The organism is Xanthomarina sp. GH4-25, from assembly GCF_045363175.1.
Lineage (GTDB): Bacteria > Bacteroidota > Bacteroidia > Flavobacteriales > Flavobacteriaceae > Xanthomarina.
Genome location: NZ_JBJFLO010000006.1, coordinates 235567 through 250439, shown reverse-complemented (window position 1 = coordinate 250439; position 14873 = coordinate 235567). Strand labels below are relative to the sequence as shown.

General features: G+C 33.4%; 11 protein-coding genes. 6 read left to right on the top strand and 5 right to left on the bottom strand.

Translation table 11 applies throughout. The features are described 5' to 3' along the window. Positions 1-14: 14 nt before the first annotated feature. Genes ACI5KZ_RS10810 through radC form a run of 3 tightly spaced genes read right to left on the bottom strand, consistent with a single transcriptional unit; the run spans position 15 to position 2694 of the window. On the bottom strand, positions 15-704 hold the full coding sequence (locus ACI5KZ_RS10810; protein WP_109308653.1) for a YjjG family noncanonical pyrimidine nucleotidase: 690 nt from the start codon (positions 702-704) through the stop codon (positions 15-17). Next, entirely contained in the window at positions 694-1995 is a 1302-nt protein-coding gene (locus ACI5KZ_RS10805; protein ID WP_109308652.1) for a polysaccharide deacetylase family protein, read from the bottom strand. The genes ACI5KZ_RS10810 and ACI5KZ_RS10805 overlap by 11 nt, the downstream gene beginning before the upstream one ends. Then, complete coding sequence (radC, locus tag ACI5KZ_RS10800; RefSeq protein ID WP_109308651.1) at positions 1996-2694, bottom strand: DNA repair protein RadC; 699 nt, start codon at positions 2692-2694, stop codon at positions 1996-1998. It lies immediately after the preceding gene. 49 nt (positions 2695-2743) lie between these two features. Here radC and ACI5KZ_RS10795 point away from each other — a divergent pair, with 49 nt between their 5' ends. From ACI5KZ_RS10795 to ACI5KZ_RS10785, 3 genes are all read left to right on the top strand, one after another. Next, a complete protein-coding gene (locus ACI5KZ_RS10795) occupies positions 2744-3196 on the top strand; it encodes a DUF1569 domain-containing protein (protein WP_109308650.1) in 453 nt (150 codons plus the stop codon). Continuing rightward, positions 3139-3792: an FMN-binding negative transcriptional regulator gene (locus ACI5KZ_RS10790; RefSeq protein WP_406847639.1), complete on the top strand. Its 654-nt coding sequence runs from the start codon at positions 3139-3141 to the stop codon at positions 3790-3792. Before ACI5KZ_RS10795 ends, ACI5KZ_RS10790 begins: the two co-directional genes overlap by 58 nt. Before the next feature lie 362 nt (positions 3793-4154). Next, entirely contained in the window at positions 4155-4892 is a 738-nt protein-coding gene (locus ACI5KZ_RS10785; RefSeq protein ID WP_406847638.1) for a hypothetical protein, read from the top strand. A gap of 76 nt (positions 4893-4968) precedes the next feature. On the opposite strand, the gene murC is transcribed toward ACI5KZ_RS10785, so the two are convergent. Both murC and ACI5KZ_RS10775 read right to left on the bottom strand, forming a co-directional pair. Beyond that, positions 4969-6324, bottom strand: coding sequence for a UDP-N-acetylmuramate--L-alanine ligase (murC, locus tag ACI5KZ_RS10780; RefSeq protein WP_109308647.1), 1356 nt, complete (start codon positions 6322-6324; stop codon positions 4969-4971). 105 nt (positions 6325-6429) lie between these two features. Then, on the bottom strand, positions 6430-7383 hold the full coding sequence (locus ACI5KZ_RS10775) for a tetratricopeptide repeat protein (RefSeq protein WP_406847637.1): 954 nt from the start codon (positions 7381-7383) through the stop codon (positions 6430-6432). Between the two features lie 140 nt (positions 7384-7523). Between ACI5KZ_RS10775 and ACI5KZ_RS10770 the strand changes: the two genes are divergently transcribed. The 3 genes from ACI5KZ_RS10770 (at position 7524) to ACI5KZ_RS10760 (ending at position 14869) form a co-directional block, all read left to right on the top strand. Then, the gene (locus ACI5KZ_RS10770; RefSeq protein ID WP_406847636.1) at positions 7524-13826 is read left to right on the top strand and encodes an alpha-2-macroglobulin family protein; all 6303 of its coding nucleotides are present in this window, start codon (positions 7524-7526) and stop codon (positions 13824-13826) included. A 92-nt stretch (positions 13827-13918) separates the two neighbouring features. Beyond that, complete coding sequence (locus tag ACI5KZ_RS10765) at positions 13919-14290, top strand: DoxX family membrane protein (RefSeq protein WP_109308645.1); 372 nt, start codon at positions 13919-13921, stop codon at positions 14288-14290. 123 nt (positions 14291-14413) lie between these two features. Next, positions 14414-14869, top strand: a complete 456-nt coding sequence (locus ACI5KZ_RS10760) for a hypothetical protein (RefSeq protein WP_406847635.1) — start codon at positions 14414-14416, stop codon at positions 14867-14869. Positions 14870-14873: the final 4 nt, after the last annotated feature.

The window sequence follows — 14873 nt, the reverse complement described above, 5'->3', positions numbered from 1 at the left end:
AAGATAACTAAGATTTATAAAAATAATTTTAATTCATTTAGATTATTTACTTGCTTCAATTGGAGTTTATCTAATTTCTTTTGATAATTAAAATAAATAGCTTCCATACCAATATGTAAGGCTCCTAAAATATCTGCTTCTATATTATCTCCAATCATGACGCTTGTTTCTGGTTTTGCATTTCCTTTATTTAGAGCATAATTAAAAATCTTCGGATTTGGCTTCTTAACACCTATTTGTTCAGAGTCTGTAACCGTTTTAAAAAAATGTTGAATGTTCGAGTTCTTTAATTTACTTGCTTGGGCTTCTTGAAAACCATTGGTTATTATGTGTAAATGGTATTTGGGTTTCAGATAGTTTAAAATATCAATGGTATGTTCGAATAAATGATTAAATGTGGATAGATGTGCAATATAATCTATAGAAAGTTTATTGATTAAGGTGCTGTCTGCCTGGAAGGCTACTTTATTAAAAGTATCATTTAATCGGTTATACCTTAAAGATTCTTTGTCAATTTTTTCTTCTCGATACAGTTTCCAATAATCTAAATTGATGGGCTCGTAGTGACTTAAAAACGCGTCTAAATCTACAGGAACCTTATGCATTTTAAAAATTTTATCAAATGTCAGAGCTGAGTTTTTATCAAAATCCCAAAGGGTATGATCTAAATCGAAATAAACATCCTTAATACCGTTAATCTTCATGTGTTGATTCTAAAATAATATTGAATAATTCTTTATATCCTTTCCATCTATCGACTTCGCTAAAGGTATAATTATGAAATACCGGAACAAACTCTCCACGTACTTTTTTAATCTGATAAACAACTTCATTTAAAGCCTTCTTTTTATCCAAAAGAGAATGGTATTTTAGTAAAGAATAATCTAATACATGGTAGGAATAGATCTTTAATGGCGTCTGAATTTCATAATCTAAATCGTAAAAGAAAAAAGGGGTACAGGTACCTGCTCTAAATCCAGGGTGGTTGACATAACCCATGGTATAGTCTTCTAAAATCTCTAATTCCACTAAGTTTCTATAGGATTCTGGTAAATTTAATTTAGAAAACGAATGCCTTGAAGCTGTTAGAGAGGTGTTTAAAATAGACTCCATTCTTAACTTTTCTTTCTTTAAAACAGCAATATCCTCTAAGGCAAAATAAGATGCTTTTAAACCAACTTGGCAATAATCTGCCACTTGTTTTATAAGCGAAATAAACTTCTTCTTTTGTGCATCAATTCCCTTGTCGTAAGTTGAATAATCACCAATTAAGAAAAAGAACAGGAACTTAAATTGGCTGTGTTTTTGTTTGTTAATAATGTACTTAAACGTATCGTAAGTATCGCGTTTAAAACCAAAAAGCACCATATATCTGTAATACAGTTTCTTGAAACTAAAACTAAAGATATCTTTTACGGTTCCACCTAAGGTTCTTAAGATGCCTTTTAATTTGAAGTTATAAGCCGATGGCACATCGATAATAGGTTTTATGGCATAGTGTCTTTCAGGGAAAACGAAATCTGGAAAATTTTCTTCTAATACCTTTCTAAATTTATAAGCCCAAATATCTACCACTGGTTGATGCAAAAAATGATGCTTAAACGCTAAACTCTCCTGAGCTGTAAATCGGCCATACTCATCTTTTACATGTGGCAAATACTCTTCGTATCTACTTAGCAAATAGAAGGAAGCTGAAAAAATATCGAAAGGAATGGCACTTTTTTCTCCACTGGAAAAAAAACACTTGGTTTCCTCCCAGTCTTGCACATGAATCTCAACATCTTCAAGGCCTTGTTCGTATAAAATATCGTGACTTTTTACAAAAATCTCGTTACTTAATGGTTGTCTGGTATAAGACATTTTTAAGCTGTCGTGAGCAATAAAATCTTCGATAGTTGTTGTAAAATTAACTGGAATGCCTAATATTCTTGTAAAGATATGCTTAAAGGCATATTTTAATCGAGGTGATATTTTATGGGTATAAACTAAAAGCACTTAAAAGATATTTTCGTCAGCAAAGCTAAAGTAGGCATTTTCGGTTACGATTACGTGATCCAAGACTTTTATATCTAAACTTTCTCCAGCGTGTTTCAGCTTTTGTGTAATTTGCTTGTCGGCTTCACTAGGCTTTAAAGTACCCGATGGATGATTATGTACCAAAATAAGTCCAGTTGCACCAACTTCTAAAGCATTTTTAAGAACCAAGCGTACATCTACCAATGTACCTGTAATGCCACCTTTACTCAATTGGTTTTTTTGAATGATTTTATTGGAATTATTTAAATAGAGAATCCAGAATTCTTCATGAGGCAGCTCTCCAAGAATGGGTTGCATGATTTGAAAAACCGACTGACTGGAGGTTATTTTCTTTTTTTGGACAACTTCCTCTCCTCCTCTTCTTCTACCTAACTCTAAAGCAGCAGCAATGGTTATAGCTTTTGCTTCTCCAATGCCTTTGAATGTCATTAACTGTTTTAATGACAATTTCCCTAAAGCATTTAAGTTGTTATCTGCACTCGCTAAAATGCGTTTACTTAGGTCTACAGCACTTTCATTTCTGCTTCCAGAACCAATAAGAATTGCCACCAATTCTGCATCGCTAAGATTGACTTTACCTTTATCGCGTAGTTTTTCACGAGGCTGGTCGTCTTGATTCCAGTTTTTTATAGAAAAGGATGTTGGTTTTTCCTGCATCTAGTAAAGATAAATATTGTAAATTTCAACTGCAATAAAAACTTTTAATATGAACTCTTTATTTAACACTGATACACAAGCAGATATTATAAAACGTATAAATAATCTTCATGAAAAATCGCAACCAAAATGGGGAACGATGGATGTTGGTCAAATGCTAACTCATTGCCAAAAACCATTAGAAGTTGCCAATGGAAATTTAGAATTAAACACCCAAATAGGCTTTGCTAAAAAACTCATGTTTAAACTTTTTAAACCTGTGATGTATAACGATAAACCTTGGCAAAAAAACCTAGGGACTGTAAAAGAATTTAGAATTACAGACACCCATGAGTTCCATGCTGAAAAGGATAAATTAGTACATATTATCAATGAGTTTTCTACAAAAAAAAATAAACAAGACTGGCCAGCACATCCTATGTTTGGGACTTTTAACACGGAACAATGGGGGAAAATGCAGTACAAACATTTAGATCATCATTTAACGCAATTTGGGGTTTAATTATGAGTGCCTATCCACCAAAACATCACCAAGAGACCGACTTGACGCACCTGCTTGAAGTGGTTAAAGCCTATCCGTTAGCAACCGTAATTTCTGTAAAAGAGAATAACCCCATAGTTACACATTTGCCATTAATTTACGAGGCTGGGAAATTAATTGGGCATATAGATAGAAACAATCCTCAAGCTGAATTATTAAAAAAGGGGCATCCTGTAACTCTTATTTTTTCTGGTCCACAGTGTTATATTTCGCCTAGTATTTATACCACCAATCAATTACCTACCTGGAATTATATTAAAGTCCACGTTACTGGAACTGCGTTTGAAATAACCAATTTAGAAACCGTAAAGCAGTCTATGATTGCTATGACAGAATTTTTGGAGGCTCCTGAATACAAATACGTTTTAGACATGGACAATGACAAAATGAATCAGTTTATAAACTATGTGTTAGGTTTTGAAATTAACATAACTTCATGGGAAGGTAAGTTTAAGCTCTCTCAAGATAAAAAACCACAAGATATGGCTAATGCTAGGGCTGAATTGTTACGTGCCAATCAAGAAAGTATTAAAACGTTTTTGGACAGCGTGTTTTAATTTAATAAGCTGTTTTTTTTAAGCTCTAAAGCAGAATTCTATAAACACTGGAAGCTTTAGTTGAACTAAAATAGAAAGAAACTTGAAGTTAACCCGAACTAGACCTAGGTGAAAAACGGGCAAACTATAAGTTTCTTCTTAGTAAACAGATGATTTAAAGCAAATTACGGGCACTATTTATTGCTTTTTAAAAAATATCCCGAACTTAGTTCCAATCTGTCAAAAGGTGAACGCACCATATATAATTTACATGTGCTGTACTTGTTTCAGTATTAAAACAGATTCATATATATCCGTTGTGCTTCATTATTAAAAACTACAAACCAATGATAAAATACTTTAGAAAAATACGTTACAACCTTATGGACAAAAAAAAAACTGGAAAGTATTTAAAGTATGCCATAGGTGAAATCATACTAGTTGTCATCGGAATTTTAATTGCACTTCAGGTTAATAACTGGAATACAAAACGAAAAAGCGATAATGATGCATTAAAGTTAATGTCGAGAATATTAGTAGAAAGTGAACAAAATCAAGAAGAATTAAAAATTAGAATCCAAGTAGTAAACTCCTTATTAAATAGCGCTGAAAATTTAATAATATTATTTAATGATGAATATACGAACAATAATATTAGAACTGTCGATTCATTGATTTATGATTTACTTTATACACCACGTTTTAATTATAAATCTTCTACATTAGATGAAGCGTTAAGTTCAGGAATTGTCTCACTAATTCAATCAGACAGTTTGCGTGATCAATTATATCAAGTACCTAATGCTTTTAATAATGTTTTATTTTTTGAAAAACTGATTTTAGATGATTATAAAAATAATTTAATGCCCTATCTCTATGATAATATTTCTTTACGACAAATAGACGGAACCTTTGCGGCTATAAAAAACAGATTAGGTAAGAGTAATTTAAGTAAGGTTGACAATAGAATAGTTTTAATTGATGTAAAGTTTGAGGGTATGGTCGACAACAAAATGTATGACTTTAATTCTGTATTGGAAAGTTATGATGCTTTTTCAAAATTAAACACTAGTAATATTTCACTATTAGAAAATGAGATAAAGGAATTGAATAAAAACTAAATAACGAAAGTTCAATTACGTACATAATCCAGAAGAGAAAACTCAAATAAGATTAGTATTCTATGATGGAGAGTTATTATTTAATCAACCCTTTAACTTCTTCAAAATCCAATCCACCATAATTTCCGGAACTCATTAACAACAAGGCTTTATTTTCAAAGTTTTGTTTAAACAAGAAGCCTTTAAATTCTTCGGGATTTGTATAAACAATTAAATCGTCTCGCTGAAAAGCATTGGCAATTTGCTCGTGGGTGACTTCTTCTAACTTTTTAATTTCTACAGCATGTGGTGAGTAAAAAACAACAGCAACATCTGCTTTATCTAAAGCGCCTTTATATTCTTTTAAAAATTCAGCATTTAAACTACTATAGGTGTGTAGTTCTAGGCAAGCTACCAAGGTTCTATTTTCGTATTGTTCTTTTACTGCATTTGTAGTGGCTTCCACTTTGGAAGGTGAATGTGCAAAATCTTTATAAGCTACAGCGTTTTTGCTTTCAGCAATTTTTTCCAGACGTTTACTAGCTCCTTTAAAGGTGGCAATGGCTTCGTAGAAATCGTCTTCATCGATGCCCATATGTTGGCAAATCCACTTAGCTCCTGCTAGATTGTTAAGGTTGTGTTTTCCAAATACTTCAATTGGCAAAGGCCCTTCAGGCGTTTCCAAAAGGGTTTGTCCGTTATCAACAGTATAATTAGGTGTTTGATAAGGTAACTTTCTAATGGTGTTTAAGCTTGCCTCTACCACTTTTACAACTTCGGCATCTTCTTCATTATACGTGATGCTTCCTCCTCTTACAATGCTATCTACAAAGATGCTAAACTGCTCTAAGTAATTCTCGTAAGTTGGAAAAACATTAATATGATCCCAAGCAATACCACTTAACAAGGCAATGTTAGGTTTGTAGAGATGAAACTTTGGACGTCTGTCTATAGGTGAGCTTAAATACTCGTCGCCTTCCAGAACGATAAAGTCGTTGTCTTCGGTTAGTTTTACCATGACATCGAACCCTTCCAGTTGTGCACCAACCATATAATCGACATCGCGATTATGATAATGCATCACATGTAAAATCATGGATGTAATGGTTGTCTTTCCATGACTTCCACCAATAACCACACGTGTTTTGTTTTTAGATTGTTCGTACAAAAACTCTGGATAACTATAAATCTTTAAGCCTAATTCTTGCGCTTTTAAAAGTTCCGGATTATCAGCTTTGGCGTGCATTCCTAAAACAATGGCATCTAGGTTCGCAGCAATTTTTTCTGGAAACCAACCATAGGCTTCAGGCAATAATCCTTTAGCTGCTAATCTGGATTTTGAAGGTTCGAAAATGGTGTCGTCACTTCCTGTAACTTGAGATCCTTTATTGTGCAAGGCCAGAGCTAGATTATGCATGGCAGAGCCTCCAATGGCTATAAAATGTACGTTCATTGTTGTAATTTGTAATGGTTTCAAAGATACTTTTTTTGAAACTAACTTGCGAATAAAAATGGCAGTTGTTTAGCTGTTAATTGAGTCTTTGATTTAAAAAAAAAATTAAAATGCCAAGATAATTTCACGTTCTTCCTTAAAAACCTTAATCTCTGGAAGTTCTTTAATAGCAAGGTTGATGTACTCTAAGGCTTGTGCCTTATGGTTTTTATTTTTGTAAATCTGTGCCAATCTGTAATTAGCCCAAGCTATGGGAACACCATCTTCAGGAGAATAATTTTTAATATAGTTTTTTAAGCAAGCTTCACCTTTAGAAAGCTGTACGTTATATTCGGCAGACACCTTTCCTAACTGATAGTGCAAAGCATTACGTTGCAATTTATCTTGAGCTTCCTCAATATTAATAATAGCTTTTTCTGGCTGATCTTGTTTTTCGTAAAACTCACTCAATTTAGTATAGCAAGTTAAAGACCCTCCTACATGAATGGCTTTCTTATAATATAATTCGGCAAGTTCTGGCTCGTTGTCGTACTCATAAATATAGCCTTTGGCTAAATAGCCATCCACCTTGGACAGTTGTTCTAATTCCTCGGCATACTTTAGAGAAGTCGTCATACTCCCTCCAACAATAGCAGGTAATTGCATGTACAATTCTACCAAAGCCCAACGGGTTTCTATATGGTTTTTATCTAAAGCTGCAGCCGTTAAAAAAGCTCCTTTTAAATCGCTTAAATAGGTTAAGGCCGAGAGCTTATTTACCGAAAGAGCCTTCATGCCTAAAGCACCTCCATATTTATAATGATAATTAGCTACTTTGGGTTTTAAGATGGTCAGCTTTTTATACTGCTCCATGGCTTCATCCCATTTTTCTTGATAGGCATAGGCGTCCCCTAAGAGCTCAATAGCTTTTAAATCGGTTGGATTATTAGTTACAATTGGTGTAGCTAAAGCTTCGGCTTTTACATAGTTTTTCTGCTCCAATAATAACTCGAGGTCTTGGTGAGATGTTTGCGAAAAACACCAAATAGGAAACAAGAAAAGTAAAACTAGGTTTTTCATCTATTAATCGTCGGAATAACAAAAGTAACCTTTCTTAATCACTTAAAAAATGTCTATTTTCACACTAGCAAGTACAAATATTATAGCTGTGTTTTTTTTTGGAACACATTTTGATTTGCTACTGACACAAAATCTTACAAATGAAATACTACGTTACAATATTAATGGTTTTACTATTCTCAAATTTTTCTGAAGCTCAAAACAATGATTATGAAAAGCTATGGAAACAAGTAGAAGCTTTTGAAAGAGACGATTTACCAAAATCTGCTTTAAAGATTGTTGAACAAATTTCCGTTCAAGCCATCAAAGACAAAAACAAACCTCAACAAATAAAGACCTTGCTTTTTAAAAGTAAGTTTGCCTTAATTCTTGAAGAAGAGGCGCAACTAAAGGTTGTAACAGATTTTAAAACTGCTATTTCTAAGAACGAAGCTCCCATAAAGAATGTGTTAGAAAATATGCTGGCTACTATCTATTGGCAATATTTTCAGCAGAACAGATACAAATTTTACAATAGAACCAAAGTAGCTGATAAAACTGTTGCTACTGATTTTAGAACCTGGGATTTGGAAACCCTTTTTACTGAGATTCAACTGCATTATACCAATTCTTTAAAAAATGATGAACTTCTTCAGCAAGAAAATTTAAAGACCTACTCCAGCATTCTGCTTGAACAAAAAGATTCTAAAATATTCAGACCAACGTTATTTGATTTGCTAGCACATAATGCACTTGGTTTTTATCAAACCTCTGAAAATAGCATTACCAAACCGGCTTATAAATTTGAAATTAATGATGACGCTTATTTAAGCGATTCCAAAACTTTTTCAAATTTAAACATCACTTCAAAAGATTCCACGTCGTTAGAATTACAAGCTTTAAAAGTATATCAAGATTTAATTCGGTTTCATCTAAAAGACAACAAACCTGATGCGTTGGCAGACGTTAATATTTTACGATACAACTTTGTAAAAGAACATGCCACCTTTAAAAATAAAGACAACTTATTAATTCAAGCATATACCACAGAAGCAGAACGTATAAAAACACATGAAGCTTCTGGTTTATATACTTTTGAGATTGCCAATATTTACTATAAACAAGGGCAAGATTATCAGCCAATAACCAATGAAACCAATCGCTGGAAAATAAAAGATGCAGAACAACTATGTCAGAGTATTATCATCAAATTTCCTAAGAGTCATGCAGCTGTGAAGGCACAGATTCTTTTAAAAAAAATACATCAAGAGTCCTTAAATATACAGGCTGAAAACTATTTACCAATTCAGCAAGATGCTAAAATATTGGTGAGGTATAAAAATTTAGAGCAGCTAGATTTTAGTGCTTATAAGATATCTGAAAAACAGTTTGAAGCCATCGACAAAATCCATAATCTAGTTGATAAGCTTGATTATATTAACAAGCTAAAAGCAGAGACCTCTTGGAAAAGCACTCTAAAAAACGAATTAGATTTTCAACAACACAGTACCGAGCTCTTATTGCCAAAGCTTGATAATGGCAGATATTTAATTGTTGCAAAAACCCATAACAAAGAAAACATCTTTGCATACAACACCTTTCAGGTGACCAACATTGCTGTTGTTGAAAAAACAGAACAAGACAAACAAATCTATCAGTTTATTGATAGAAACAACGGAAAACCATTAAGCAATCTTCAAGTTAACATCACGTATCGTAAAAATTATAAAGATAATCAAAGTAGTAAAACGTATTCAACAAATGCTTCTGGAGAAATTGCTTTGATTAAAGGATCTAACACATGGTCCAATGTTCGCATAGAAGCAACTTGTTCAGACGAAAAAGCCTTTTTTGGAGATTATTATCTCAATAGAAAATACGACTGGGAAGACGATACAGAGGATTATAACGCCTTTTTATTTACAGACCGAAGCATATACAGACCTGGACAAGTTGTCTATTTTAAAGGGGTAGCTGTAAAAACTAAAAATGGTAAATCAGAAATAATTGCAAACGAATTATTTCATATTGAAGTTTATGACACAAACTACAATGAAGTTACAGAACTAGAATTAACAACAAATGAATTTGGTTCTGTTTCTGGAGAATTTATGCTACCCAATTCAGGATTAAACGGAGAGTATAGTATTAATTTTTATGGTGCTGCTAATGATGTTGATATTGAGTATTATTTTTCAGTTGAAGAATACAAACGCCCCAAGTTTGAAGCCCAATTCAAACCTGTAACAGAGAGCTACAAAGTAAACGATTCTGTGACCATCAAAGGACATGCTTTGGCTTATGCCGGAAGTAATATTACCAATGCTAAAGTAGTTTATCGCGTACATAGACAAGTGCAATATCCACGTTGGTATTATTGGTACAGACCTTCCTATTCCAGCGAGTCGCAAGAAATAACTCATGGTGAAGCTACCACTAACGAGAAAGGCGAGTTTGAAATCACGTTTAAAGCCCTTCCAGATACAAGTGTTAATAAAGATAATCTTCCTATTTTTAATTATGAGGTGACAGCAGATGTAACCGATTTAAATGGGGAAACACGTTCTGCTACAACCACTGTTCATGTTGGCTATCATACTTTGCTTGCAACGGTTTCAGTAGATGTAACTTTAGATAAGACAAATAAAGAACACCTCCTTAACATTGAAACAAAAAACCTGAATGGCGAATTTGTTCCTGCTCAAGGAACCGTAAAAATCTACAAGCTTCAAGCACCCGATTTTGTATTGCGACCAAGACCTTGGAAGGCTCCAGATTATCAAGTACTTTCTGAGAAAGAGTTTAAAACCAAGTTCCCTTTTGAAGCCTATAAAGGTGAAGACAATCCTAATAACTGGAAAAAAGGAGACCTTGTTTTTGAAAAGTCTTTCAATACCGAAAAGTCTAAAACATTAGAGTTAGGAAACATAAAGAAATGGCTCTCGGGACAGTATGTTGTTATCTTGGAAAGCAAAGACAAATTTGGACAAGAGGTGAAAGACGAAGTCAGAACCACGTTGTTTAGTGATACCGATAATATGCTTGCTGACAAGCAACTTTTTAGTCTATCAACCGATAAAGAAACTTACAAAACAAACGAAACTGTTCTACTAACGCTGGCTTCAGCTGCCGAAAACCTGACAGTTACCATTGAAATTGAAAAGAACAAACAAACTGTAAATACCTATATCATTCAACTAAATAATAGCAAGAAAACATTAAGCATCCCTGTTAATAAAGCAGATTTAGGTGGTTTTGCCGTGCATTATAGTTTGGCTTATGCCAATAGTTTTGAATCTGGCACCAGATCTATTTCTGTGCCTTATCCTAAAACCGATTTAGAGATTGAAACTACCACGTTTAGAGATAAGCTTCAGCCAGGACAAGATGAGACTTGGAGTTTTAAAATTAAAGGCCCAAAAGGCGAACAGGTATCTGCCGAAATATTAGCTAGTATGTACGACATGTCTTTAGACCAATTTAAACCTCACAACTGGAGTTTTAATCCAATAAATCTTCCTACTTATTATTCTAATAGCTATAGAAATGCCAGAATTAGTTTTTCTACATCTAGTTTTAGTGTTCAAAATTCACAAAGGTATTTTGCGTATTATCCACAAAACAGTTATGATCAATTAGACTGGTTTGGGTTTAGTTTAACAAATTCTTGGACAAGACATCAATATCTTAGAAACTTAAGAAGTAAAGCATCTTACAATAGTGCTGTTGAAGAAGGAATGGTTAGAGGAACCATATATGATGAAAATGGATTGCCTTTACCAGGAGTCAATATTATCATAAAAGGTTATAATGAAGGTACTCAATCTGATTTTGATGGACTATTTTCTATAAAAGCAAAAACTGGTGATATACTGGTACTTAGCTTTGTTGGATATTCTAAAAAAGAGTATGTAATAGATGCAAATAACACTTTTAGTCTCTCAATGAGACCTGATGTAAATTCCATTGATGAAGTTGTTGTGACTGCTCTTGGAGTAAAAAAAGAGAAAAGCGCTATGGGTTATGCATCTGATAGTTTAGAAACTGAAAGCATGGAGAATTCTGAAGAACTCAATGAGGAAGTTGTAACTGAAACAGCTTCTCCAAAAGAAGACTTCACACAAGTAAAAATTCGTAAAAACCTTCAGGAAACGGCTTTTTTCTTTCCACAATTACAAACAGACAACAAAGGCAACGTGAGTTTTAGCTTCACAACACCTGAAGCTTTAACCAAATGGAAACTGCAATTAGTAGCACATACCAAAACCTTAGAGTCTGCAACAACCAGTTTAGAAACAGTGACTCAAAAAGAGCTGATGGTGCTTCCAAATGCACCACGTTTTTTACGTCAAGGAGACCAGATAACCATCAGCACTAAAATTGCAAACCTCACTAAAAAGGAATTGTCAGGACAAGCCATTCTGCAACTTTTTAATGCAACCAATGGCAAAGCCATTGATGCTGATTTAAACAATACTCAAAACACAAAGGCTTTTACTGTAGATGAAAAAGGGAATACAGAAGTATCTTGGAGCTTGTCTATTGCAGATGATGTAGATGCTGTTCAATATAAAATAATTGCCAAAGCTGGAAACTATAGCGATGGCGAGCAAAATGCCCTTCCTGTACTTTCTAATAGAATGTTGGTTACTGAAACGCTTCCTATGTGGATCCGTTCGAACGAATCTAGAACCTTCACTTTAGATAAACTAAAGACAAATACCTCAACCACCTTAAAACATCATAAGCTGACGTTAGAGATGACCTCGAATCCTGCTTGGTATGCTGTGCAAGCATTACCTTATTTAATGGAATATCCTTATGAGTGTAATGAACAAATATTTAGTAGATATTATGCAAATTCCTTGGCAAGCCATATTGTCAATTCGAATCCTAGAATTCAAGAAGTCTTTAATCAATGGAAAAACACAGATGCCTTACTTTCTAATTTAGAAAAGAACCAAGAACTAAAATCGATATTGATTGAAGAAACGCCTTGGTTACGAGATGCTGAGAGTGAAAGCGAACAAAAGAAACGGATTGCTTTGCTGTTCGATTTAAATAAAATGACCAGCGAATTGGAAGCTAATATTCGCAAGTTGGAACAAAACCAAATGGGTAATGGAGCTTGGGCCTGGTTTCAAGGTGGCAGATCAAATAGGTATATCACACAACATATCATTACTGGTTTTGGTCATTTAGATAAGCTAGATGTCAATCAGAGTGATAGCGAAGAAACTATGATTAAAAGAGCTATGTCTTATCTAGACAAAGAATTTATTGAAGAATACAAAGACATCACCAAATACAACGCCAAGGCAGATTTAAGCTTAGATCATTTAAGTTATACCCAATTGCATTATTTATACATGCGAAGCTTTTTTCCTGAGATTAAGAAATCGAATGAAGTTGAAAAAATCATCGCCTATTACCAAACACAAATTCAGAAATATTGGGCAAGCCGTTCGTTATATTCTAAAGGCTTAATGGCCTTAGTATCGCATAGATTAGAGGATGATGTTACAGCAGTAAAAATCCTAAAGTCTTTAAAAGAAAACAGTATTACAAGTGATGAGTTAGGCATGTACTGGAAAGCAAACACAAGCTCGTGGTATTGGTATCAGGCTCCAATTGAAACACAAGCCTTGCTGATTGAAACCTTTTCAGAAATTGAAAACGACATAGAAACTATTGACAACCTTAAAATCTGGCTTCTAAAAAATAAGCAAACCAACCGTTGGAAAACCACAAAAGCAACCACCGAAGCTGTCTATGCCTTATTGCTTCAAGGAAGTGATTGGTTATCTGTAACAGATATGGTTGATGTGGTTATAGGTGGCAATAGCATAGAACCTTCTAAACTGGAAGACGTGAAAATAGAGGCTGGAACCGGTTATTATAAAACGGCTTGGACTGGTTCTGAAATTAAACCAGACATGGCAGAAGTGACCTTAACCAAAAAAGGCGAAGGCATAGCTTGGGGTAGTTTATACTGGCAATATTTTGAAGATTTAGATAAAATTACTTCGGCTGAAACCCCTTTAACTCTTAAGAAAAAACTCTTCTTAAAAACCAACACAGATTTGGGTGAAGAACTTTCTGAAATATCAACTTACACCCAATTAAAAATTGGTGATTTGGTTCGCATTCGTATAGAGCTAACAAGCGATAGAGACATGGAATTCCTTCATATGAAAGACATGAGAGCAAGTGGTTTAGAACCCGTTAATGTGTTGTCTCAATACAAATGGCAAGATGGCTTGGGTTATTATGAAAGCACTAAAGATGCTGCTACCAATTTCTTTTTCGATTATCTACCAAAAGGTGTTTACGTATTCGAATACGATTTACGCGTAAGCAATGCTGGAAACATGAGCAATGGCATTACCACCATTCAAAGCATGTATGCACCAGAATTTAGTAGTCATAGCGAAGGTGTTAGAATTCAAGTAAATAACGATTAATTGTTAGTAACCAATTTATAATACGACAAAAGTTTCATATTAGCGAAATAATTATTTCCTAAATTGTATTACTAACTAATAATCAAAATATTATGAATTCAAAAGTCATTATGGTTTTAAGAATACTCTTGGGTGTTTTTATCTTAGTCTTCGGATTAAATAAGTTTTTTAATTTTATTCCAATGGATCCACCAACAGGAGATGCAGGAGCCTATTTTGGTGCTTTAGCAAGCTCTAAAACACTAATGTTAGTCGGCATTGTAGAGATTACTGCTGGAATAGCTCTCTTACTTAATAAATTTGGCGCCTTGATGGCATTAATACTTATGAGTATTTCCATTAACGCAGTCCTTTTTCATGCTACTTTAGATCCAGATAACATTGCAGGAGCTGTAGTTTTATTAATCCTGAATATCATTGCTATCTATGGTTATAGAGATCGATATAAAGATTTGCTTCATTAATTACATACATATTTTAAAAAAGAGGCTTCTTAAAAGCCTCTTTTTTTATTTATACATCTCATTCGCACTTTAATTATTAACTTTACGGCATTAATCTATATTAGGTTTTGAGTGAAAAATCCATTGAAATTATTAACTGTTTTATTTCTAATACATTCGTGCGCTAGTAGTAACGATTTAGCTAATAAAAAAAAAGAAACACCAAAAATCGTGTTCTTAACTTATAATATTAAAAAAAACACAGAAAAGGAAACAGAAATTATATTCGAAAAACTAAAAATTGTAAATGGAAAAATTAAAGGTTTTTCGAATAATAATCAGAACCAAACAATGGGTGATTTAGAATGCTCTTTTTTAGATAAAAACAAGAACATATTACAAATTGTACATATAAAAAACCCTCTCAAAAAATTAGTGGAGTTTGTAAATAATTCTGGTAATTTAGAGAAAAAAATATTTGAGATGGATAGTACCCAATTTGTTATTAGAGCTCCTTATTTTGCTAACACCAGGTTTATAGAAATTAGTGAGAAAACATCAGGCAAAACATTAAAAAAAATAATCACAACCAAATTGTAATTAT

What these genes read in the sequence shown, in the direction of transcription:
- murC (WP_109308647.1), bottom strand. Translation starts at nt 6,324, where the DNA reads ATGAACGTACATTTTATAGCCATTGGAGGCTCTGCCATGCATAATCTA.
- ACI5KZ_RS10785 (WP_406847638.1), top strand. Translation starts at nt 4,155, where the DNA reads ATGGACAAAAAAAAAACTGGAAAGTATTTAAAGTATGCCATAGGTGAA.
- ACI5KZ_RS10790 (WP_406847639.1), top strand. Translation starts at nt 3,139, where the DNA reads ATGGGGGAAAATGCAGTACAAACATTTAGATCATCATTTAACGCAATT.
- ACI5KZ_RS10810 (WP_109308653.1), bottom strand. Translation starts at nt 704, where the DNA reads ATGAAGATTAACGGTATTAAGGATGTTTATTTCGATTTAGATCATACC.
- ACI5KZ_RS10775 (WP_406847637.1), bottom strand. Translation starts at nt 7,383, where the DNA reads ATGAAAAACCTAGTTTTACTTTTCTTGTTTCCTATTTGGTGTTTTTCG.
- ACI5KZ_RS10765 (WP_109308645.1), top strand. Translation starts at nt 13,919, where the DNA reads ATGAATTCAAAAGTCATTATGGTTTTAAGAATACTCTTGGGTGTTTTT.
- radC (WP_109308651.1), bottom strand. Translation starts at nt 2,694, where the DNA reads ATGCAGGAAAAACCAACATCCTTTTCTATAAAAAACTGGAATCAAGAC.
- ACI5KZ_RS10770 (WP_406847636.1), top strand. Translation starts at nt 7,524, where the DNA reads ATGAAATACTACGTTACAATATTAATGGTTTTACTATTCTCAAATTTT.
- ACI5KZ_RS10795 (WP_109308650.1), top strand. Translation starts at nt 2,744, where the DNA reads ATGAACTCTTTATTTAACACTGATACACAAGCAGATATTATAAAACGT.